This window comes from Pseudoxanthomonas sp. F11 (assembly GCF_037046485.1).
In the GTDB taxonomy this organism is placed as follows: Bacteria; Pseudomonadota; Gammaproteobacteria; order Xanthomonadales; family Xanthomonadaceae; genus Pseudoxanthomonas_A.
Genome location: NZ_JBANLZ010000003.1, coordinates 212201 through 233595, shown reverse-complemented (window position 1 = coordinate 233595; position 21395 = coordinate 212201). Strand labels below are relative to the sequence as shown.

At 68.6% G+C, this 21395-nt stretch carries 17 protein-coding genes and 1 pseudogene; 10 read left to right on the top strand and 8 right to left on the bottom strand.

Annotated elements, in window-relative coordinates; genetic code table 11:
• Positions 1 to 75 precede the first annotated feature (75 nt).
• The 3 genes from V8246_RS11615 (at position 76) to V8246_RS11605 (ending at position 2249) form a co-directional block, all read left to right on the top strand.
• The gene (locus tag V8246_RS11615; protein WP_336189284.1) at positions 76 to 804 is read left to right on the top strand and encodes a pseudouridine synthase; all 729 of its coding nucleotides are present in this window, start codon (positions 76 to 78) and stop codon (positions 802 to 804) included.
• 100 nt (positions 805 to 904) lie between these two features.
• Positions 905 to 1684, top strand: coding sequence for a cytochrome b/b6 domain-containing protein (locus tag V8246_RS11610; RefSeq protein ID WP_336189283.1), 780 nt, complete (start codon positions 905 to 907; stop codon positions 1682 to 1684).
• Positions 1668 to 2249: a helix-turn-helix transcriptional regulator gene (locus V8246_RS11605; protein ID WP_336189282.1), complete on the top strand. Its 582-nt coding sequence runs from the start codon at positions 1668 to 1670 to the stop codon at positions 2247 to 2249. The genes V8246_RS11610 and V8246_RS11605 overlap by 17 nt, the downstream gene beginning before the upstream one ends.
• Here the strand turns inward: V8246_RS11605 and V8246_RS11600 are convergent.
• The 3 genes from V8246_RS11600 to V8246_RS11590 form a co-directional block, all read right to left on the bottom strand.
• Positions 2218 to 2610: an MAPEG family protein gene (locus V8246_RS11600; RefSeq protein ID WP_336189281.1), complete on the bottom strand. Its 393-nt coding sequence runs from the start codon at positions 2608 to 2610 to the stop codon at positions 2218 to 2220. The two genes, V8246_RS11605 and V8246_RS11600, sit on opposite strands and share 32 nt — an antisense overlap.
• A 143-nt stretch (positions 2611 to 2753) precedes the next feature.
• Entirely contained in the window at positions 2754 to 4457 is a 1704-nt protein-coding gene (locus V8246_RS11595) for a M28 family metallopeptidase (protein ID WP_336189280.1), read from the bottom strand.
• An 81-nt stretch (positions 4458 to 4538) separates the two neighbouring features.
• The gene (locus tag V8246_RS11590) at positions 4539 to 5198 is read right to left on the bottom strand and encodes a hypothetical protein (protein ID WP_336189279.1); all 660 of its coding nucleotides are present in this window, start codon (positions 5196 to 5198) and stop codon (positions 4539 to 4541) included.
• Between the two features lie 133 nt (positions 5199 to 5331).
• Here V8246_RS11590 and gpmI point away from each other — a divergent pair, with 133 nt between their 5' ends.
• From gpmI to V8246_RS11575, 3 genes and pseudogenes are all read left to right on the top strand, one after another.
• Positions 5332 to 6879: a 2,3-bisphosphoglycerate-independent phosphoglycerate mutase gene (gene gpmI, locus V8246_RS11585; protein WP_336189278.1), complete on the top strand. Its 1548-nt coding sequence runs from the start codon at positions 5332 to 5334 to the stop codon at positions 6877 to 6879.
• A complete protein-coding gene (locus tag V8246_RS11580) occupies positions 6879 to 8138 on the top strand; it encodes a peptidoglycan DD-metalloendopeptidase family protein (protein WP_336189277.1) in 1260 nt (419 codons plus the stop codon). Before gpmI ends, V8246_RS11580 begins: the two co-directional genes overlap by 1 nt.
• 167 nt (positions 8139 to 8305) lie before the next feature.
• Positions 8306 to 9592 (top strand): annotated as a pseudogene (locus V8246_RS11575) (S41 family peptidase); the annotation flags it as partial.
• Positions 9593 to 9685: 93 nt separating this feature from the next.
• Here the strand turns inward: V8246_RS11575 and V8246_RS11570 are convergent.
• Positions 9686 to 10006, bottom strand: coding sequence for a DUF1820 family protein (locus V8246_RS11570; RefSeq protein ID WP_336189276.1), 321 nt, complete (start codon positions 10004 to 10006; stop codon positions 9686 to 9688).
• A gap of 93 nt (positions 10007 to 10099) precedes the next feature.
• Complete coding sequence (locus tag V8246_RS11565) at positions 10100 to 10792, bottom strand: rhomboid family intramembrane serine protease (protein ID WP_336189275.1); 693 nt, start codon at positions 10790 to 10792, stop codon at positions 10100 to 10102.
• A 226-nt stretch (positions 10793 to 11018) separates the two neighbouring features.
• Here V8246_RS11565 and V8246_RS11560 point away from each other — a divergent pair, with 226 nt between their 5' ends.
• Entirely contained in the window at positions 11019 to 12401 is a 1383-nt protein-coding gene (locus tag V8246_RS11560) for an outer membrane protein transport protein (RefSeq protein WP_336189274.1), read from the top strand.
• Positions 12402 to 12463: 62 nt separating this feature from the next.
• Here the strand turns inward: V8246_RS11560 and V8246_RS11555 are convergent, their stop codons facing one another.
• From V8246_RS11555 to putA, 3 genes are all read right to left on the bottom strand, one after another.
• Positions 12464 to 13417 (bottom strand): SMP-30/gluconolactonase/LRE family protein, encoded by a 954-nt coding sequence (locus V8246_RS11555; protein WP_336189273.1) that lies wholly within the window; start codon positions 13415 to 13417, stop codon positions 12464 to 12466.
• Between the two features lie 14 nt (positions 13418 to 13431).
• Entirely contained in the window at positions 13432 to 14592 is a 1161-nt protein-coding gene (locus V8246_RS11550) for a GGDEF domain-containing protein (protein ID WP_336189271.1), read from the bottom strand.
• A gap of 243 nt (positions 14593 to 14835) precedes the next feature.
• Positions 14836 to 18051, bottom strand: coding sequence for a bifunctional proline dehydrogenase/L-glutamate gamma-semialdehyde dehydrogenase PutA (gene putA, locus V8246_RS11545; RefSeq protein ID WP_336189270.1), 3216 nt, complete (start codon positions 18049 to 18051; stop codon positions 14836 to 14838).
• 262 nt (positions 18052 to 18313) lie between these two features.
• Here putA and V8246_RS11540 point away from each other — a divergent pair, with 262 nt between their 5' ends.
• Genes V8246_RS11540 through ctaD form a run of 3 tightly spaced genes read left to right on the top strand, consistent with a single transcriptional unit; the run spans position 18314 to position 21384 of the window.
• The gene (locus tag V8246_RS11540; protein WP_336189269.1) at positions 18314 to 18790 is read left to right on the top strand and encodes a DUF2244 domain-containing protein; all 477 of its coding nucleotides are present in this window, start codon (positions 18314 to 18316) and stop codon (positions 18788 to 18790) included.
• A 36-nt stretch (positions 18791 to 18826) separates the two neighbouring features.
• Positions 18827 to 19735, top strand: coding sequence for a cytochrome c oxidase subunit II (gene coxB / locus V8246_RS11535; RefSeq protein WP_336189516.1), 909 nt, complete (start codon positions 18827 to 18829; stop codon positions 19733 to 19735).
• A 35-nt stretch (positions 19736 to 19770) separates the two neighbouring features.
• Entirely contained in the window at positions 19771 to 21384 is a 1614-nt protein-coding gene (gene ctaD, locus V8246_RS11530) for a cytochrome c oxidase subunit I (protein ID WP_336189267.1), read from the top strand.
• The last annotated feature ends 11 nt before the right edge of the window (positions 21385 to 21395 follow it).

Sequence of the window (21395 nt, the reverse complement as noted above, 5' to 3'; positions counted from 1 at the left end):
TCTCCATCGGGGCCGCGTGCGTCCATCGCGTGCGGCGAACCCCGAGTTTCGCAGATTCGGAAGGCGCGCAGATTCATGGATTACCGTGAGACGAAGACGGACGACGGCGCATTGCCGGTGCTGTATGCGGATACGCAGATCGCGGTGGTCGACAAGCCCGCGGGCGTGATGGCGCACGACAGCAGGCTGGCGGGCGGGGAGACCGACTTCGTCGCCGACCGCCTGCGCGTGCAGTTCGGCAAGCCCGTTTTCCTGATCCATCGGCTGGACCGCGCCACCGGCGGCTGCCTGCTGGTGGCGTTCGACCGCGAGAGCGCGTCGGCGCTGGGCAAGGTGTTCATGTCGCGCGCCGTGGAGAAGGACTATCTGGCCGTCTGCCGCGGCTGGCCGGAGCCGGATTTCATCGTCGACCATCCGCTGGATGGCGGCCCGGGCAAGCCGGAGAAGAAGCCGTCCTTGACGCGATTCGTGCGCCTGGCCACCGGCGCGCTGCCGCTGCCGTCGGGGGGCTTCGAGACTTCGCGCTATGCGCTGCTGCGCTGCCAGCCGGAGACCGGACGCTTCCGCCAGATCCGTCGGCACCTGAAGCACGCCTTCCATCACCTGATCGGCGACACCAGCCACGGCGATGGACGGCACAACCGCCACTTCCGCATGCAGGGCGTGCACCGCATGCTGCTGCACGCGGTGCGGCTGTCGTTTCCGCACCCGGCCACGGGCGAGCGCATCGAGGCGGTGGCGCCGCTGGATGCGGAATTCCGCAAGGCCTTCGCCCTGTTCGGCTGGGAAGAGGATCTGCGCTGATCCCGTAACGCCTTGATGCGGAAGGGATGCGGCATTTGTCCGATGACGCCGCAGCACGCCGGCGCGAAGGTGGGGCTCCCTTCCTCCGGAGCGCGCCGTCATGTCCTCTCCCCGCATCTACGACCTGCCCACGCGGGCCTTCCACTGGACCTTCGCCGGCCTGTTCGTTGCCGCGTACGCCATCGGCAGTACGGTCGATGACGAATCGCCGCGGTTCGTGCTGCACATGCTGGCCGGTGGCCTGCTGGCGACGGCGGTGCTGCTGCGCCTGGTGTGGGGGGTGGCGGGAACGCGGCACGCCCGGCTGTCGGATTTCAGCCTGAGCCCTGCCGCGCTGGTGGGCTACCTGCGTGGCGTGCTGTCCGGCCAGGCGCGGACGTGGGCGGGACACAACCCCGCCTCCAGCTGGGCGGCGCTGGTGATGATGGGCCTGGGCCTGGGCATGGCGGCCACCGGACTGGCGATGGTCGCGGGCGTGGCACCGCACGCGGTCGAGGAGGTGCACGAGGTGCTCGCCAACGCCTTCCTGGCCGTGGCGCTGCTGCACGTGGCCGGCGTGCTGGTGCACGTACTGCGACACCGCGACGCCCTGCCGTTGAGCATGGTGACCGGGCGCAAGCGCGGCATTCCCGCCGGAGAGACCGATGTGCGTCCGCACGCGGGGGTGGCGATGGCCTTCGTCGCGGTGCTGGTGGCGGTGGGCGCAGGCGTAGCGAGCCGCTACGATGCGAGCCGTGGCCAGGTCACGCTCTTTGGTCAGACGCTGATGCTTCGTGAAGCGGACGAGGGGTCCGGGGAACGGAGTGGGGCCGACGGCGAGCAGGCCGAACATGAAGCGCATGCGCGCGAGGAGCGGGCCGAGGATGTCCCCCACGGTTGAGCGTCGTCCCCTGCAGGGCAGCGAACGCGGCGTCATCGCGGGCGTCCTGCTGCTGATCGCGTTGTTGGTGGTCGCGGATGTCGTGGGCGACCTGCGCCAGGGCGCTTCCGCCTGGCACGTGGCGCTGGAGATCCTGGCGGCCGGGTTGGCCCTGCTGGGCGCCGTGCACCTGCTGCGCAGCACGCTGCGCCTGCGCCGCCGTCTGGTCCGGCAGGCGGAAGACCTCAGCCAGGTGCGCGCGCAGGCCGAGGCCTGGCGGCAACAGGCGCGCCGCCACGTGGAAGGTCTCTCTCGCTCGATCGACGCGCAGCTGGAGGGATGGCGCCTGTCGCCCGCCGAGAAGGAGGTCGCCTTCCTGCTGCTGAAGGGCCTGGGGTTGCGGGAGATCGCGGAACTGCGCGGCACGCATGAGAAGACGGTGCGCACGCAGTCCGCGTCGATCTATGCCAAAGCCGGGCTGGCCGGGCGGTCCGAACTGGCCGCTTTCTTCCTGGAAGACCTGTTGGTGCCGCGCACCGGCCTGGATCCAGAGGTCACCCGACCCGCAGCGCCGCCAGCACCATGAGTCCCACGGCGCACAGCATGCCTACCAGCCACGACAGGCTCCGCAGGGTGTGCTTGTCGGTGAGGTAGAACACGCCATGCAGCACGCGCGCGACGACGAAACCGATGGCCAGCGGCGTGATGGTGTCCGCCGGCACGCCGGCCAACTGCGCCATCAGCACGCCGGCCACGAACGCCGGGAACGCCTCGAAACCGTTGAGGTGCGCCGCATTGGCGCGCTGCACCTTGTAGTTGCCTTCCTGCTTGGCCATCCAGGCGCGCGGATTGCGGTTGTTGTAGCGCTCGCCCGAGCGCTTGGCGATGAAGACCCACAGGTACGGCAGCAGGGCGGTGACCAGGATGCACCAATAGGCGATGGACATGACGTTTCCCTCCGAGGATGACGCAGGGTAGTGGGTACGGCGGCAAGGCGTCCATGGGCGGTTGCCCTCTCCCCGCAGGCGGGGAGAAGAAACAGAAAAACGGCGCCTTCCGGCGCCGTTTTCATATCTCATCTGAACGCGGCTTACTGCTTCGCCGGCTCCGCCTTCATCATCGCGTCGCGCGCGGCCTTGAAGGGGTTGCCTTCGTACCAGTTCGGCCACTTGTCCTCGACGGCCAGGTCCTTGCCCACGCCGTACAGCGCCTGCAGGTCCTGCACCACGCCGTCCAGCTTCCAGCCTTCGTGCATCTCGTCGCTGGCCTGGTGGTAGCGCTTGGCGTACTCCTCGCTCGCCGCCTTGCCGGCCTCCACGCCGCCTTCCAGCAGATCGTTGCCGCCCTTGGCGTACAGCGCCGGCACGCCGGCCTTGGCGAAGTTGAAGTGGTCGCTGCGGAAGTAGTAGCCGCCAGCCGGGTTGCCTTCCTCGGTGAGTACGCGGCCCTGCTGGTCCGCGTAAACCTTCAGCATGTCCTCCAGCTCCGAATTGCCCTTGCCGGTGACGACGAAGTCGCGCGACTTGCCACCCACGCTCATCGCGTCCAGGTTGATCACGCCGGCGATCTTGTCCATCGGGAAGGTCGGGTGGGCGACGTAATACTTGGAGCCCAGCAGGCCGGACTCTTCCAGCGTCACCGCCACGAACACCACCGAGCGTGCCGGCTTGGGATCCTGGTGGGCGAACGCCTCGGCGATCTCCAGGATGCCGGCCACGCCGGTCGCGTTGTCGACGGCACCGTTGTAGATGTTGTCGCCTTCCTCGCCCTCATGCTTGCCCAGGTGGTCCCAGTGCGCCATGTAAAGCACGGCTTCGTCGGGTTTGGTGGCGCCCGGCAGCACGCCGATCACGTTGCGCGAGGTCTTCTCGGTGATGCTGCTCTTCAGCGAAACGGTGGCCTTGGCCTTCAGCGGCACCGGCTTGAAGCCGCGCTTGCCGGCACTGGCGTAGGCGGCGTCCAGGTCGAGCCCGGCGTCGGCGAACAGCTGCCGGGCTGCGTCCGCGCTCAGCCAGCCCTGCAGCGGGATGCGCTTTTCCGGATCGTCCTTCGCGGGCAGGTCGTACTGTGGGCCGGCCCAGGAGTTCTTCACCACGTCCCAGCCATAGCTGGCGCCGGCGGTGTCGTGCACGATCAGCGCCGCCGCAGCGCCCTTGCGCGCCGCTTCTTCGAACTTGTACGTCCAGCGGCCGTAGTAGGTCATGCGGTTGCCGCCGAACAGTGCTTCGTCCTTGGCGTGGAAACCGGGGTCGTTGACGAACATCACCACCGTCTTGCCGGTCCAGTCCTGGCCGGCGTAGTCGTTCCACTGCTGCTCCGGCGCATCCACGCCGTAGCCGACGAACACCATGTCGCTTGCGTCCAGCTTGACCTCGGTCTGCCCGGTGCGGGTACCGATGACGTAGTCGGTGCCGAACTTCAGGTCGCGCTTGCCGGAGGACGTCGTCAGCGACAGCGAAGTCGCGGCCTCGTCGGCGGTGGTTTCCACCATCGGCACGTCCTGGAAATAGCTGCCGTTGTTGCCCGGCTCCAGGCCGATGCGCTTCATCTGCGCTTCGAGGTAGGCGGCGGTCTTTTCTTCGCCGACCGAACCGGGCGCGCGACCTTCGAACTCATCGGACGACAGCGCCTTCACCATGTCGGCGAAGTCGGCCTCGGTGATGTCGGCGGTGAAGGTATGCGCCGCGACGGGCGGCGTGGCGGCTTCGGGCGTGGCGACGGGCGCCTCGGGTTCGCGCTTGCACGCGGCCAATGCGGCCGTGGCGGCAAGCACCAGCATCAACTTGCGGGACATCGGGATTCCTCAACGAAAGGAATCCCGATTCTAGCCATAACCGGCGGCCCGGACCTGTGCCGCCGCCACCGGTGCGCGGACTTACTCGGTCGGTGCAGTGTCGGTGCTGAACGGCTTGGCGGTGGCGCCGGTTACCGCGCCGATCCTGGCGCTGGTGTGCACGTACAGGGTGACGGGGCGCTCGAATACCAGCGGACCTTCGACGACGGCGTTGGGTCCGATGATGATGCGCGGGTCGCGCCGCGGCTTGATGCTCCAGCCGCGCGGCTTCTCCACCTTGATGCCGCCCTTCACGTGCGAGCCGATGCCTACGGTGATGTCGCCGTTGACCGTTTCGATGCCGCCGGCCAGCCGGGTGCCGACCAGGCCGATGGCGCCGTTGACGGTATCGACATTGCCGCCGATGGTGGTGCCGCGATCGATGAAGATGCTGCCGTTGACGGTTTCCACGTCCTTGCGCACCTGCACGTCCTTGCCGACGCGGATCGCGCCGTTGACGGTTTCCAGCGAGGCCGCCTGGGCCTTGTCGCCCACGGTGATGCTGCCGTTGACGGTGCTGGCGTCCTCCACCGTGGCGCCGGCGGCGATACTGACGCTGCCGTTGACGGTTTCCAGGTCGCCATAGGCCTGGCCGGCGTCGGCGGAGACGCTGCCGTTCACCTTGGAAACGTCCTGCTGGGCCAGGGCGGGCGTGGTGGCCAGGGCCAGGGTCAGCAGCAGTGCGGTATGGGTACGGGTCATGGGGTTGCCTCTCGGGTGGTCTCGTATCGGTCTGATGCGGCGGCGTGCCCGAGGGTTTAAGCGCGTCGCATCGGGATGCATGGGAGCATGCTTCGCTACAATCGGCACCTGCCTGAAGTCACCGGAATCCGCCGTGTCCGCATCCTCCGCGTCCGTGAACCGTCCCAAGCCCGTCGTGCTGCTGATCCTGGATGGCTGGGGCCACCGCGAGGACCCCGCCGACAACGCGCTCGCGCAGGCCGAGCTGCCGAACTGGCGGCGCCTGCTGGCCACCGCGCCGCATACGCTGATCCACACCGAGGGCCGCCACGTCGGCCTGCCGGACGGACAGATGGGCAATTCGGAAGTGGGCCACATGAACCTGGGCGCCGGCCGCATCGTCTACCAGGACCTGACCCGCATCGACGCCGCCATCGAGGACGGCAGCTTCTACACCAACACCGAGCTGGTGGCCGCATGCCAGGCCGCCAAGGCCGACGGCAAGACCCTGCACGTGTTCGGCCTGCTGTCGCCGGGCGGCGTGCACAGCCATGAGCAGCACATCTTCGCGATGCTGGACCTGGCCCGGCGCCAGGGCGTGCCGCGGGTGGCGGTGCATGCCTTCCTCGATGGCCGCGACACGCCGCCGAAGTCCGCCGAACCCAGCCTGCGTGCACTGCAGGACCTGTGCGCGACGCTGGGCAACGCGCACATCGCCTCGGTCAGTGGCCGTTACTACGCGATGGACCGCGACAAGCGCTGGGACCGCGTGCGCCTGGCGTGGGATGCGATGGTCGAAGCCCGCAGCGACCACCACGCGCCCAACGGCGTCGCCGCGCTGGAAGCGGCGTACGCGCGCGGCGAGAACGACGAATTCGTGCTGCCGACCGTCATCGACGGCGCGCAGCCCATGGCTGATGGCGATGCGGTGGTGTTCATGAACTTCCGCGCCGACCGCGCGCGCCAGCTGACCGCGGCGTTCGTGTCGCCGACGTTCGACGGATTCGACGCGCGCGTGCCGGCGCTGGCGCGCTTCGTCTGTCTGACCGAGTACGACGCCAAGCTGCCCGCGCCGGTGGCGTTCGCGCCCGACGACCTGCGGCATACCTTCGGCGAATTGCTGGCCGAGGCCGGCCTGACCCAGCTGCGCATCGCCGAGACGGAGAAGTACGCGCACGTGACGTTCTTCTTCAGTGGCGGGCGCGAAGACGTGTTCGCCGGCGAGGAGCGCATCCTGATTCCCAGCCCGAAGGTCGCCACCTACGACCTGCAGCCGGAAATGAGCTGCCCCGAACTGACCGAGAAGCTGGTGGCGGCCATCCGTTCCGGCCGCTTCGACGCGATCGTCTGCAACATCGCCAATCCCGACATGGTCGGCCACAGCGGCGACCTGCAGGCGGCGATCCTGGCCGCTCAGGCGGTGGACAAGGCGATCGGCGAAGTCGACGCCGCGGTGCGCGCCGTCGGTGGCGCGCTGATCATCACCGCCGACCACGGCAACCTGGAAATGATGCGCGACCCGGAGACCGGACAGCCGCACACGGCCCATACCGTGGGTCCGGTGCCGCTGGTCTACGTCGGCGAGCGCGCAGCGACGCTGCGCAGCGGCGGCGCGCTGCGCGATGTCGCGCCGACGCTGTTGGACCTGCTGGGTCTGCCGCAACCGGCCGACATGACCGGCCGCAGCCTGATCGTCGCCTGATGCCGCATCGCCTGCGCGCCACCTGCATCGCGGTCCTGCTGGCCGGGGTGTCGTTCGTGGCGGCCGCGCCGGCGCAGACCTCGCGCGAGGCCGAGCAGAAGCTGCAGCGCGTGCGCAGCGAGCTGAAATCGATCGCCCAGGAACGCCGCAAGCTGGAGGGCGAACGCGGCGCGGCATCCCGTCAGCTGCGCGAGGCCGACGAGCAGGTCGGCCGCACGTCGCGGTCGCTCGCCGAGACGGAAGCCGCCATGCGCCGCGAAGCCGCGGCACTGGCCGAGCTGCAGCAGCGGCGCGACACGCTGCAGACGCAGCGGCAGCGCCAGCGGGAACAATTGGGTGCCCTGGTGCGTGCGGCGTACCAGCAGGGTGGGGATGCGCCATTGAAGGTGCTGCTGTCGCAGGACCGCGTGGCCGACGCGAACCGCCTGTTGGCCTACCACCGCTACGTGCAACGCGATCAGGCGCGCCGGATCGGCACGCTGTCCGCCGATCTGGCGGCGCTCGAGCAGGTGGAACAGGAGATCGTCGCGCGCCGCGCCGAACTGGAGGCCGCGCGCGCGCAGCAGCGCGCCGCGGTCCTGCAGCTGGAAAAGGACCGCAAGGCGCGCGCGAGCCTGGTCGCCGACCTGGACGAGCGCTACCAGGACCGCGCGGCCAAGGAAAAGGCCCTGGGCCAGGATGCGCGTTCGCTGGAACGCCTGCTCGCCAACCTGCGCGCCGCCGCTGCGCGTGCCGAAGCCGAACGCCGGGCCGCCGCGCGCCGCGCCGCGGCCGAAGCCGCCGCGGCGAAGAAGCGCGAGAACGCCGCGGGCACCGGTCGGTCCACGCGCGACAGCGCGCCTGCGCGACCCGTAGTCGCATCGGCGCCACCGCTGAAGGTGGGCGGACTGGGCTGGCCGGTCTCGGGCAGCCTGCTGGCGCGCTACGGCGGCCGCATGCCCGATGGCCGCACCAGCACCGGCGTGTTGATCGGCGCAGCGGCGGGCACGCCGGTGACGGCGGTGGCGGACGGCACCGTCGTCTTTTCCGAATGGATGACCGGCTACGGCCTGATCCTCATCCTCGACCACGGCAACGGCTACATGAGCCTGTACGCGCACAACGACAGCCTGCTCAAGGACAGCGGCGACCGGGTCAAGCGTGGCGATGCGGTGGCTCGCGTCGGCACCTCGGGCGGACAGGGCCAGGCGGCGCTGTACTTCGAACTGCGGCGCAATGGCCAACCCGTCGATCCGTCCTCATGGCTGCAGCGGCGATGAACGGCGTCGCGGCGCATAACCGGGCTTGAACATCCGCGCCGCATGGGTTCACGCATAATCCGGGGGAACTCCCGCACCGTGCGCGGAGTCCATCCAGGCCCCACCCGGAGTTCCGCATGCTGCAGCGTCTTCCCCTGGCCCTCCTGACGGTCGCGCTGCTCGCGGCCATGCCCGCGCGGGCGCAGCAGCCGGCGCCGCAGGAATCGCCGCCGGTGGTGGCGCCCAGCGACGACCCCGATGCCGCCGAGAACGCGCCGTCGAAGGTGCCGCTGGAGGAGATCCGCCGCTACGTCGCCGTGTTCAATGCGGTCAAGGAAGCGTACGTGGAACCGGTGGAGGACAAGCAGTTGATGCAGTCCGCGATCCGTGGGCTGCTGCTGGACCTGGACCCGCACAGCACCTACTTCGACAAGGCGGACTCGGAGGCGTTCGACGAGCAGGCCAACGGTGCCTACGAAGGCATCGGCGTGGAGCTGCAGCAGGAGCCGGACCGCAGCCTGCGCGTGGTCGCGCCCATCGACGACACGCCCGCCGCCCGCGCCGGCATCCGGTCCGGCGACCTCATCACCGCCATCGACGGCAAGCCCATCAGTGCCGAAGACGGCATGGAGCCGCTGCGTGGCGCGCCCGGCAGCAAGATCGTGCTGACCATCGTGCGCGAAGGCGCGCCCAAGCCGTTCGACGTCACCCTGGTGCGTGACACCATCCGCGTGACCAGCGTGCGCGGCCGCCTGCTGGAGCCGGGCTACGGCTACGTGCGCATCGGTGCGTTCCAGACCGACACCGCCGCCGATTTCCAGAAGCAGCTCGAGCGCCTGCAGGAAGGCGGCGCCCTGCGCGGGCTGGTGCTGGACCTGCGCAGCAATCCCGGCGGGCTACTGCTGGCGGCCGTGCAGGTGGCCGACGACCTGCTGGACAAGGGCACCATCGTCAGCACGCGGGGGCGCCTGCCGATCAGCGATTCCAAGTTCGATGCCACGCCGGGCGACCGTCTGAACGGCGCGCCGGTGGTGGTGCTGGTCGACGCCGGCTCGGCCAGCGCCTCGGAAGTGCTGGCCGGCGCGCTGCGCGATAACGGCCGGGCGCGCGTGGTCGGCAGCCGCACCTTCGGCAAGGGCTCCGTGCAGACGGTGCTGCCGCTGGACAACGGCGATTCGGTCAAGCTCACCACTGCCCGTTACTACACGCCCAGCGGCAAGTCGATCCAGGCCAGCGGGATCGTCCCCGACGTGGTGGTCAAGCCCGAGGGAGCGCCGGATGCGGTGCTCGGCCAGGACGGCCGGCTCTATGTCACCGAGGCCACTCTGCCCGGTCATCTGCGCGGCGATGAAGAAGGTGTGGCGGGCTACACGCCCGGCGATGTGCTGGACGGCGAAGCGCCGGTGAGTGCCGCGCTGGCGGAGCTGAAGAAGGTGGTGGCGACGGCGCGGGCGCCGTCGGGTCGGCAGCGGCGCTGAGCAGGGCGGCGTGGGAACAAAGTCAGTCGCGATGCCGGCTTCGGTGATTCGCGACTGACGCCGCTCCCACAGGATGGTCTACTTTCCCGCTCAGCGCGGCTTGGCCGGCATGGGGAACGGCGTGACCACTTTCTCGCCGGTGGCGGCATCGCGGATCGCGGATTGGCCTTTCCGTTCCACTTCCTCTACCCGGATGATGCTCTGCATCGGCAGGTGCAGCACCTTGGTGTTGCCGAACTCGTCGCGCAGGCGTTCTTCGGTGGGGTCCACCACCAGCCCTTCGTGCACGTCGAACACCAGTTCGGCGACCTCGGTGAACCCCCACAGTCCACTGGCCGCCACCTTGTGCGCGTACAGCTCATAGACCTTGGTGTGGTTGTGGAAGGTGATCTTGTAGAGCGTCTTCTTCATGCGGCGATTATAGGAGTGAGTGGAGAGGAGTGAGGAGTGAGTAAAAGCGGTCCTGCTCTACTCACTCCTCACTCCTCTCCCCTCACTCCTGCTTCAATAGCCTTGCCGCTTGCGCATGCGCCGGGCAATCGCCGCACGCACGAACAGCGCGAACACCACGCCTAACAGGAAACCGGCGATGTGCGCCCACCAGGCCACCGCGCCGAAGGCCGGGCCGGTGTAGGCGAACACCACCTGCAGCAGCGCCCAGATGCCGATGAGCAACGAAGCCGGAGCCTTCACGAACTCCAGGAACAGTCCCAGGGGTAGCACCACGCCCAGCTTGGCGGTCGGGAACAGGGCCAGGTAGGCGCCGATGACGGCGGAAATGGCGCCGCTGGCGCCGATGATGACGCGGTCGGGTGTGCCGATGCTCAGCACCGCCGCGACATTGGCCACGGCGCCGCCCACCAGGAACAGCAGCAGGAACCGCCACGGCCCCATGGCCCGCTCCGCGGGCAGGCCAAAGATCAGCAGGAACACCAGGTTGCCCAGCAGGTGGGCCCAGTCCGCGTGCAGGAACAGCGCCGTGAACAGCCGCAGCACCGTGCCGCGCTGAAGCGAGGCCAGCCAGACTTCGGGCGCCACCATGCCGCCGGTCAGCGCGCCCCATTGGGTCAACAGGTGGGCCTTGGCCGCTTCTTCCAGGGTCAACGCCCAGCAGAACGTCGCCGACAGCAGCACCAGCAGCGCCGGTGTGGCCCAGCGGACAGGGGGTTTCCGGCGGGAAGGCAGCGAGACGAACATGGCGCCGCACTGTACCGGGTCGCCGCCGCACTGCCCATGTTGCGCCGCAACGAAACTGAATAGGGGCAATGACTTACAGCCGATTGTTAGTGTTTGGTTAGCGGGTATACTGCATACGGCGTCGTATGTCGGGAGGGGCTTCCGGCAGGCCGGAAAGGTGGATTACACACCGCGGCCGTGAACGACGCAGACGAACTTTTTACCCACGTCTCCGGAGAGATCACTGATGGAATTCACCAAGAACCTGGCCCGCGTTTCCGCGCTGGCCCTCGGCATTGCCGGCGTGCTGGCCTACGGCGACGTGCATGCGGCCGCCTTCCAGCTGAAGGAAAACAGCGTCAAGGCGCAGGGCCGCGCGATGGCCGGTGCGGCCTCCGCCAAGGGCGATGCGTCCGTCGTGGCCAACAACCCGGCCGTCATGTCGACCTTCACCGAGCGCACGCTGCAGGCCGACGTCACCGCGATCGACCTGTCCTACACGTTCACCGGCAACGGTACCGCCGCCACCGGCACGCCGTTCCAGCAACCGCTGACCGGCGGCAACGGCGGCGACGCCGGTGACGTGGCCGCCGTGCCGGCCGCGTCCTTCGTCCTGCCGCTGAGCGGCGACTTCGAGTACCTGACGCTGGGCGCCATGATCAGCGCGCCGTTTGGCCTGAAGACCGAATACGACGCCGGCTGGAAGGGCCGCTACCACGCGCTGGAATCGGATGTGAAGATCATCGATCTGACCCTGGCCGCGTCGCTCGAACTGAGCGACAGCTTCTCGGTCGGTGCCGGCCTGATCTACGAGCACGCCGATGTCACCCTGTCCAACGCCGTCGACTTCGGCACCATCATCTGCGGCCAGAATCCCGCCGCCTGCCTGACGCCCGGCTCGCCCTACGGCCCGCAGCGCAACGACGGCCTGGCGCACGTCAACGGCACCGACAACGGCTGGGGCTGGATCGTTGGCGTGAACTGGCGTCCGAGCGCGAAGTGGTCGCTGGGCTACTCGCACCGCTCCGAAATCGATCATGAGCTGGAAGGCGACGGCGACTTCACGGTACCGCCGGCCGTGCGCACCGCGTTCGACGCCAACCCGCTGACCCGTCCGCTGTTCCTGGATGGCGGCGCGCTGGCCAAACTGACCACGCCGGCCGTGGACACCTTCAGCGCCACGTACTACGCCACCGACCGCTTCAGCGTGATGGCCGAAGCCAGCCGCACCGACTGGACCTCGCTGCAGGAAATCCGCATCGAGTTCGACAACCCCGGCCAGCCGGACTCGGCCGAGGAGTACAACTGGGCCGAGAACTGGTTCTATTCGATCGGCGGCGAATACAAGTTCAGCGACGCGTTCACCTTCCGCGCCGGCGTGGCCCGCGACGACTCCCCGGTGAGCCGTCCGTACCGCACGCCGCGCCTGCCCGACCAGGACCGCATGTGGTACTCGCTGGGCCTGACCTGGGCGCTGTCGGAGAACTTCGAGATCAACGCCAGCTACGTGAAGATCGACATCGTCGATACGCCGGAAGTGGACCTGACCACCAGCACGCGTGCGCGCCTGGTCGGCGAGTTCGACGGCGGCGCCGATCTGTACGGCGTGTCGATGCAGTACCGGTTCTGATCGCTGCGCGCATCAGTCCGACGAAAAACCCCGCCTCGGCGGGGTTTTTTCTTTTCATGGCGTCAGTACGGCAGACCGGCAACGTCCAGCTCGATCGACCACAGGCTCGCCGCGCCTGTCAGGAATAGCGTACGGCGGTCGGCACCCCCGAAGGCCGCGTTGGTGATGTTGGCATCCACGCCGATGGTGGCCAGCACCTCGCCCGCCGGCGAGAACACGCGTACGCGCCGTTCGCCGTGTTCGGTCACGTAGACGTTGCCCAGGCAGTCCACCGTCAGGCCGTCGCCGCCCGAGATGCGGACCAGGTCGTGGCCGGCCCCGGGGATGCCATCGACCACCGGATAAGCGCGCAGCACGTCGCCGTCGGCCGTGCCTGCGGCCACGTAGAGCGTGCCGCCATCCGGCGAGAGCGCGATGCCATTGGGATTGCGCAGCGTGTCGTCCACCACGGCGGTCGCGCCGTCGCGATGGCGGTACACGCGCGTCAGCGGCTGGCCGCCCGGCGCCGCCTTGCGCTGGTAGTCCGGATCGGTGAAGAACAGCGTGCCGTCTGCAGCCATCACCAGGTCGTTCGGCGAATTGAACGGCGCGCCCTCGAACGTGGAAACGAGCGCCGTCCGCGTGCCGTTGTCCAGCGCGATGCGCGCCACCTGCTTGCGGTCGTGGGTGGCGGCGATGAGGTGGCCCTCGGTATCCAGCGCCAGACCATTGCTGCCGCTGTCCTCGACCACGGTCTCCCAGCGGTCGGGCGGGGTGAATCGGCGGATGCGCGAAGGGAAGCGTCCGTTGTGCACGAAATCCGACAGGTAGAGCGCGCCGTCCTTCCACACCGCACCTTCATAGAGGCGGTCCTGGTCGTCGTCGACGGTCGCGGCGGAAACGCGTGTCGCAGTCAGCTCGCCCGAAGGCGCATGGCCCGGATCGGCGGGGCATACCGAGCGGTAGGCGGATGCCTGGGCGAGCGGGGCGATGCCCCACAACAAAAGGGCCAGGGCAAGGCGATGGGTGCGCGGCACGGCGGTCCTCGGGGTCAGGCGGGGTGCCAGCGTACCTCGATCCGGTTGCGGCCCTTGTGCTTGGCGGCATACAGGGCTTCGTCGGCCAGCCGCACCAGGGTGTCGTAGGGCGCATGGCGGTCGGCGGTGAACGACATGCCCAGGCTCACGGTGACGCGGAAACCGGTGCCGATCGGCGCGAATTCCAGCGCCATCACCTGCTGGCGGATGCGCTCGGCCAGTGCCTGCGCGGCATCGGCCTGGGTGTCGCGCAGCACCAGCATGAACTCCTCACCGCCCAGCCGCGCGAATAGATCGTCGCTGCGGATGCACCCGCGCACCACGTCCGAGAACCGCTGCAGCACCAGATCGCCGGCCTCGTGCCCATGGTCGTCGTTGACTGTCTTGAAGTGGTCCAGGTCCAGCGCAATGACCGCCAGCCCGTGCTCGGCCGCGCGCCACGCGCCTTGCGACTGCAGTTCGTTGTCCAGGCCGCGGCGGTTCAGCGCGCCGGTCAGCGGATCGAAGAGCGCGCTCCGGCGCAGCGGCTCGGCCGCGCGGAAGCTGGCCAGCATCAGCATGCAGAAGTTGAGCAGGTACCAGATCGACAGGTCCAGGTTCACCCACATCGGGTTGGGACCGTAGCGGCCGGTCAAGGCGGAGAGCAGGTCGCTGCCGTACAGCCACAACAGCACCAGGCAGCCGCCGATCATCAGGCGCGCCGGGACATGGTCCGGTGCCCGCCGCAGCACGAACAGGTGGCCGATCATCACGAACAGCACGATGACTTCGGTGGCGCTCATCGCCGCGCCCTGCGCATCCACCGTGCCGCGCAGCACCCAGCCGGCGAGCGAGAACGCGATGCACGCCGGCAGCAGCGTGCGCTCCCACCGCGACAGCGCACGCTGCTGCACGAACTGGATGATCGACCAGGCCAGTCCCACCAGGCCCGCACAGGCCAGCAGTCCACCCAGGCCCGCGGTCCAGTGCGCGAGGCCATCGTCGCCCGCACGTGCCAGTTCCTGCGCGGTGCCGTCCAGCATCGCCGCGCCCAGCGAATAGAGGAAGTGCGCGGCGCCCCACGTGGCGATGCCGCGTACGCCGCGCGACACCCGGCCGACATACAGGAACAACGCCAGCAGCACCGCCGCCAGCGCACAGTCGGTCAGCAGCAGATTGTAGAAATCGGTGGTCATGCCCGGGGCCTTGATGGCCGTGTATCTCCCTGTGGTCGCTCCAACGCGGAAAGTGCCGTGATCCGGCAGCGTGCCGCGGCGGATGCTGCGGTGCGCGGCGTGAAGGGTCAGCGATGGCGAGGCGCACGCGCAGCATCACCTCTCCGCGCCGATGGATTCAGTGCGGTTGGTCATGGACGGCACAAAAGAAAAGCCCCGCCGGAGCGGGGCTCGAAGATCGCCGACGGGCGTATCGCGTACGGCTCAGTCGCCCAGCGTCAGCAGCGACGCATTGCCGCCGGCGGCCGTGGTGTTGACGGTGACGGTCTTTTCGGTGGCAAAGCGCGGCAGGTAGTGCGGGCCGCCGGCCTTGGGGCCGGTGCCGGACAGGCCCTGGCCGCCGAACGGCTGCACGCCGACCACGGCGCCGATCTGGTTGCGGTTGACGTAGACGTTGCCCACCTTCACCCGCGCCGCGATGCGGTCGATGGTTTCGTCGATGCGCGAGTGCACGCCGAGGGTCAGGCCGTAGCCGGTGGCGTTGATCTGGTCGATCACCGCATCCAGCTGATCGGCCTTCCAGCGCACCACGTGCAGGGCCGGTCCGAAGATCTCCTTGTGCAGCTGGTCCAGCGAGGTCAGTTCCCATGCGCGCGGCGCGAAGAACGTCCCATGCGCGGTGTCCTCGCCGGCATTGGCCTGCTTGATCAGGCGCGCTTCCTTGGCCATGCGCGCGGCGTGGTCCTCGAGGATCTTCAGCGCATCGGCGTCGATCACCGGGCCGACGTCGGTCGACAGCAGGCCGGGGTCGCCGACCTTCAGCTCGTCCATCGCGCCGGCCAGCATCGTCATGACCTTGTCGGCGATGTCGTCCTGCACGAACAGCACGCGCGCGGCCGAGCAGCGCTGGCCCGCGGAGGTGAAGGCCGAGCCCATCGCGTCCTTCACCAGCTGTTCCGGCAGTGCGGAGGAGTCGGCGATGAAGGCGTTCTGGCCGCCGGTTTCGGCGATCAGCGTGGCGATCGGACCGCTCTCACGGCCAGCGAGCGCACGGTTGATCGCGCGCGCGGTCTCGGTGGAGCCGGTGAAGGCGACGCCCGCCACGCGCGGGTCCTGGGTCAGCGCGGCGCCGACCGTGGCGCCGTCGCCGGGCAGGAACTGCAGCACCGCCTCGGGAATGCCGGCCTCGTGCAGCAGCTTCACCGCGGCATGGCCGATCAGGTTTGTCTGTTCGGCGGGCTTGGCGATCACGCTGTTGCCCGCGGCGAGCGCGGCGCTGACCTGGCCCAGGAAGATCGCCAGCGGGAAGTTCCACGGGCTGATGCAGACGAACACGCCGCGGCCCTGCAGCTGCAGCTGGTTGGACTCGCCGGTGGGGCCGGGCAGCTGTTCGGGCGCACCGAACTGCGCGCGCGCCTGGGCGGCGTAATAGCGCAGGAAGTCCACCGCTTCGCGCACTTCGGCCACGCTGTCGGGGATGGTCTTGCCGGCCTCCTTCACGCACAGGGCGATGTAGTCGGCCATCCGCTGTTCCAGCAGGTGGGCGGCATGTTCGAGGATCGCCGCGCGGCTGGCGGCCGGCGTGCGGTCCCAGGCCGGCTGCGCGGCCACCGCGTTCGCCAGCGCCTTCTCGACGGTGCCGCTGTCGGCGGGCTGCCACTCGCCGACGGTCTGGCGGCGGTCGGCGGGATTGGTCACCGGCAGCGCCATGCTGGACACGACGGCGCCCGGCACCAGCGGCGCGGCGCGCCACGGCTTGACGGCGGCGTTGACGCGCTCGGCCAGCACGCGCAGGTCGTTGTCGTTGGCGAGGTTGGCGCCCATGGAATTGTCCCTGTCTGAATTCTGGATGGGAGCCGGCTGGCTCCGGAAAAGGTCGACCGGCAGCGGGATGCGCGGATGCGGAATGGCGTCGAATTCCGACACCGTCTGTACCGGATCGCGCACCAGGTCCTCGATGGCCACGTTCTCGTCGGTGATGCGGTTGACGAAGCTGCTGTTGGCGCCGTTCTCGAGCAGGCGGCGCACCAGATACGGCAGCAGGTCCTCGTGCGAACCGACCGGCGCATAGACGCGGCACGGGATGTCCAGTCGATGCTTCGGCACCACTTCGGCATACAGGTCGTCGCCCATGCCGTGCAGCTTCTGGTGCTCGTATGGCCGGCCCTGCGCGATGGAGCGGATTGCCGCGATCGTCTGCGCATTGTGGGTGGCGAACATCGGGTACAGCGCATCGCCCTGGTCGAGCATGCGGCGCGCGTTGGCCAGGTACGACACGTCGGTGTTCGGCTTGCGGGTGAACACCGGGTAGCCCGGGTGGCCGTCGATCTGCGCGCGCTTGATCTCGGCGTCCCAGTAGGCGCCCTTCACCAGGCGTACCGGCATGCGGCGGCCGACGCGCCGTGCCAGGTCGGCCAGGAAGTCGATCACGTACGGCGTGCGCTTCTGATAGGCCTGCACGGCCAGGCCGTAGCCCTCCCAACCGTCCAGCGACGGGTCGGAGAAGGTGGCCTCGATCAGGTCCAGCGACAGCTCAAGCCGGTCGGCTTCCTCGGCATCGATGGTGAAACCGATCCCGTACGACTTGGCCAGCTGCGCCAGCTCCAGGATGGCGGGGGCCAGTTCCTTCATCACCCGTGCGCGCTTGGCGTGCTCGTAGCGCGGATGCAGGGCGGACAGCTTGATCGAGATGCTGGGCGCAGCGAACACGTCGGTGAAGGGACCGGTGCGGCCGATCGCATGGATCGCCTGGCGGTAGGCCTCCAGGTAGCGGGCGGCGTCCTTCGTGGTCAGCGCGCCCTCGCCCAGCATGTCGAAGGAGTAACGGTAGTCGGCGTTGTCGCCCTTGCGGCTGCGCGACAGGGCTTCGTCGATGGTGCGGCCCATGACGAACTGGTGCCCCATGATGCGCATGGCCTGGCGCACGGCCAGCCGGATGACCGGTTCACCCACGCGGCCGACCAGGCGCTTGAGCGCGCCGGGCACGTCGGCGCGGGTCAGGTCGTTCAGGTTGACCAGCTTGCCGGTCAGCATCAGGCCCCAGGTGGAGGCGTTGACCAGCACGGAGTCGCTTTGGCCCAGGTGCTTCTCCCAGTCCGCATCGCCCAGCTTGTCGCGGATCAGCTTGTCGGCGGTGTCCTGGTCGGGGATGCGCAGCAGGGCCTCGGCCACGCACATCAGCAGCACGCCCTCCTCGCTGCCCAGGTCGTACTGGCGCATGAAGGCCTCGATGGCGCCCTGGTCCTGGGCGCGGGCGCGGACCCGCTTCACCAGGTCCACGGCCAGCCGCTGGGCCTGGGCCTGCTCGCTGGCGGGCAGGCGGGCCTGCTCCAGCAGTTCGCGCACGTGTTCGGTCTCGTCGCGCAGCCAGGCAGCCGTGATGGCGGCGCGCAGCGGCGACGGCGGTGCGGGGAGTTCGGGGGCGATGATGCCGTCCGCGGGCGGGGCGGCGGACGACGGCAAGGGGGAGGGGCTCGACATGACGGCAAGGCAGTCCAAAGGCAGTCCATTAGTTTAGGGCCGCAAGGTCGGCCCGGATATGCCCGTCGCCCGCCCTCTGCAGGGGGCCGCAGGCGCGCTTGTCCGCGCGGTGATGGCGGTCGCGGAATGCCTCCGGAATGCCGCGCCGGCGCGGGCATGACGGTCCGGCGCGCCTTGTCCAGGATCAATGCAACTTGCCGCAAAGTGTGGCCGGGGCTACCATTTGGCGGTTTTCCGCAGCCCGGATCGTGTGGCGGACGACATGATCGAAGTGGTGCCGTCAACGTGGGACGGACACGGTGCGCGGCTTAGGCTGCGGCCACCGAGGGCGCTTTCGCGCCGCCAGTTCATCCTGTTGTTCGCCGTGCTGTCGGGCGCGATGTGGATCGTCGCCATGCTGGGCTGGTGGGGAGGCAACGCCTTCGCGCCGGCTTTTGCATTGCTCCATTCGGTCATCCTCGCCCTGGCGCTGCGCGCGCTGTGGCGCGGCGGCGAACGGGGCGAGGAGATCCGCATCGGTCCCGAGGCGGTGGAGGTGACCACCTCCCGGTCCGGGGCGGTGTTCCGGGCGCATCCCTACTGGGTGCGGCTGTGCATCGAGCGGGGAGGCGAACGGGTTTCGCTGGCTTCCAGCGGCAGGCAGGTCCAGGTGGGCGGTTTCCTGGGTCCGGCCGAACGCCGGGAGTTGGCGGACACGCTGCAGGATCTACTGGCGGCCGCGAGCGGCCGCAACCGATGACGCATTGGGGTCTAGGCAATGACGCAAGTGAATGGGATGTGGAAGCGGTTGGTGATGGCGTGCATGCTGCTGGCGATGCCGGCGCTGGCGTGGGCGCAGTCGGCGGACCCGAAGCCGTGGCAGCTGAACATGGGCAAGGGCGTCACCGCCTCGTCCCAGCACGCCTACGACGCGCACATGGTGGCGCTGATCGTCTGCATCGTGATCGGCCTGATCGTGTTCGGCGCGATGGGCTATGCGATGTTCAAGTTCCGCAAGTCCAAGGGCGCGGTCCCGGCGCAGTTCAGCCACAACACCACCGCCGAGATCATCTGGACCGTCATCCCGGTACTGATCCTGGTGGTGATGGCCTGGCCGGCCACCGCCAAGCTGATCGCCATGTACGACACCCGCGACGCCGAGATGACCGTGAAGGTCACCGGCTACCAGTGGATGTGGAAGTACGACTACCTGGGTGAGGACGTGTCCTTCACCAGCCGCCTGGACCGCGAATCCGACCGCATCCGCCAGAGCGGCGAGCAGCCCGACCTGGCCAAGAACCCGCACTACCTGCTGGATGTCGACAATCCGCTGGTGCTGCCCACCAACACCAAGATCCGCTTCGTCATCACCGCCGATGACGTGATCCATGCATGGTGGGTGCCGGCGCTGGGCTGGAAGCAGGACGCCATCCCCGGCATCGTCAACGAGGCCTGGACCGACATCAAGGAGCCGGGCATCTACCGTGGCCAGTGCGCCGAGCTGTGCGGCAAGGACCACGGGTTCATGCCGATCGTCGTGAAGGCCGTGCCGAAGGCCGAGTTCGAGCAGTGGCTGGCCTCCAAGAAGCCCGCCCCGGCCGCCGAACCCGCACCGGCCGCGCCGGAAGCCGCGCCGGCTACCGACGCGCCGGCCACCGACGCCGCCCCCATCGCCGAGACCCCCGCGCCGTCGGCGCAGGGCTGATCGACCGCACGCATCAGCTGCAAGAGAGCAAGCACATGGCCAACTCCGCCGTCGACCATCACGACGATCACCACGGTCACCAGCAGGGCTTCATCGAGCGGTGGTTCTTCTCCACGAACCACAAGGACATCGGTACCCTCTACCTGATCTTCAGCTTCATCATGTTCATCATCGGCGCCGGCATGTCGGTGGTGATCCGTGCCGAACTGATGGTGCCGGGGCTGCAATGGGTCACCCCCGAGTTCTTCAACCAGATGACCACCGTGCACGCGCTGGTCATGATCTTCGGCGGCGTGATGCCGGCCTTCGTGGGCCTGGCCAACTGGATGATCCCGCTGCAGGTCGGCGCGCCGGACATGGCGCTTCCGCGCATGAACAACTGGTCCTTCTGGATCATGCCGTTCGCCTTCAGCCTGCTGCTGATGTCGCTGTTCCTGCCGGGCGGCGCGCCCGCGGGCGGCTGGACGCTGTATCCGCCGCTGTCGCTGCAGGGCGGCTACAACGTGGCCTTCACCATCTTCGCCATCCACATGATGGGCATCAGCTCGATCATGGGCGCGATCAACATCATCGCCACGGTGCTGAACATGCGCGCGCCGGGCATCGACCTGCTGAAGATGCCGATCTTCTGCTGGACCTGGCTGATCACCGCGTTCCTGCTGATCGCGGTGATGCCGGTGCTGGCGGGCGCGGTGACCATGCTGCTGACCGACAAGTTCTTCGGCACCAGCTTCTTCAACGCGGCCGGCGGCGGCGACCCGGTGATGTACCAGCACATCTTCTGGTTCTTCGGCCACCCCGAGGTCTACATCATGATCCTGCCGGCGTTCGGCGTGGTGTCGGAAATCATCCCGACCTTCAGCCGCAAGCCGCTGTTCGGCTACCAGGCCATGGTGTACGCGACCGCCTCGATCGCCTTCCTGTCGTTCATCGTGTGGGCGCACCACATGTTCACGGTGGGCATGCCGCTGGGCGGCGAGATCTACTTCATGTTCGCCACCATGCTGATCGCCATCCCGACCGGCGTGAAGGTGTTCAACTGGGTCAGCACCATGTGGCGTGGCTCGCTGAGCTTCGAAACCCCGATGCTGTGGGCGGTGGGCTTCGTCATCCTGTTCACCATCGGCGGCTTCTCTGGCCTGATGCTGGCCATCGTGCCGGCGGACTTCCAGTACCACGACACCTACTTCGTGGTGGCGCACTTCCACTACGTGCTGGTGACCGGCGCGCTGTTCTCCATCATCGCCGCCACCTACTACTGGTGGCCGAAGTGGACCGGCCGCATGTACAACGAGTTCTGGGGCAAGGTCCATTTCTGGTGGACCATCGTGTTCGTCAACCTGCTGTTCTTCCCGCAGCACTTCCTGGGCCTGGCCGGCATGCCGCGCCGCATCCCGGACTACAACCCGGTGTTCGCGGACTGGAACCTGATCAGCTCGATCGGCGCGTTCGGCATGTTCGTCACGCCGTTCATGATGGCCGCGATCCTGTGGTCCTCGCTGCGCAGCGGCAAGAAGGCCGACGCCCGCGCGTGGGAAAACGCCAAGGGCCTGGAGTGGACCGTGCCGTCGCCGGCGCCGCACCACACCTTCACCACGCCGCCGGTCATCAAGGACGGCGACCTGGCGCACGGCGACGTGACGCACTGATACGGTCGACC

Coding starts and splice junctions, on each gene's coding strand:
- V8246_RS11615 (WP_336189284.1), top strand. CDS start 76: ATGGATTACCGTGAGACGAAGACGGACGACGGCGCATTGCCGGTGCTG.
- V8246_RS11610 (WP_336189283.1), top strand. CDS start 905: ATGTCCTCTCCCCGCATCTACGACCTGCCCACGCGGGCCTTCCACTGG.
- V8246_RS11605 (WP_336189282.1), top strand. CDS start 1,668: ATGTCCCCCACGGTTGAGCGTCGTCCCCTGCAGGGCAGCGAACGCGGC.
- V8246_RS11600 (WP_336189281.1), bottom strand. CDS start 2,610: ATGTCCATCGCCTATTGGTGCATCCTGGTCACCGCCCTGCTGCCGTAC.
- V8246_RS11595 (WP_336189280.1), bottom strand. CDS start 4,457: ATGTCCCGCAAGTTGATGCTGGTGCTTGCCGCCACGGCCGCATTGGCC.
- V8246_RS11590 (WP_336189279.1), bottom strand. CDS start 5,198: ATGACCCGTACCCATACCGCACTGCTGCTGACCCTGGCCCTGGCCACC.
- V8246_RS11580 (WP_336189277.1), top strand. CDS start 6,879: ATGCCGCATCGCCTGCGCGCCACCTGCATCGCGGTCCTGCTGGCCGGG.
- V8246_RS11570 (WP_336189276.1), bottom strand. CDS start 10,006: ATGAAGAAGACGCTCTACAAGATCACCTTCCACAACCACACCAAGGTC.
- V8246_RS11565 (WP_336189275.1), bottom strand. CDS start 10,792: ATGTTCGTCTCGCTGCCTTCCCGCCGGAAACCCCCTGTCCGCTGGGCC.
- V8246_RS11560 (WP_336189274.1), top strand. CDS start 11,019: ATGGAATTCACCAAGAACCTGGCCCGCGTTTCCGCGCTGGCCCTCGGC.
- V8246_RS11550 (WP_336189271.1), bottom strand. CDS start 14,592: ATGACCACCGATTTCTACAATCTGCTGCTGACCGACTGTGCGCTGGCG.
- putA (WP_336189270.1), bottom strand. CDS start 18,051: ATGTCGAGCCCCTCCCCCTTGCCGTCGTCCGCCGCCCCGCCCGCGGAC.
- V8246_RS11540 (WP_336189269.1), top strand. CDS start 18,314: ATGATCGAAGTGGTGCCGTCAACGTGGGACGGACACGGTGCGCGGCTT.
- coxB (WP_336189516.1), top strand. CDS start 18,827: ATGTGGAAGCGGTTGGTGATGGCGTGCATGCTGCTGGCGATGCCGGCG.
- ctaD (WP_336189267.1), top strand. CDS start 19,771: ATGGCCAACTCCGCCGTCGACCATCACGACGATCACCACGGTCACCAG.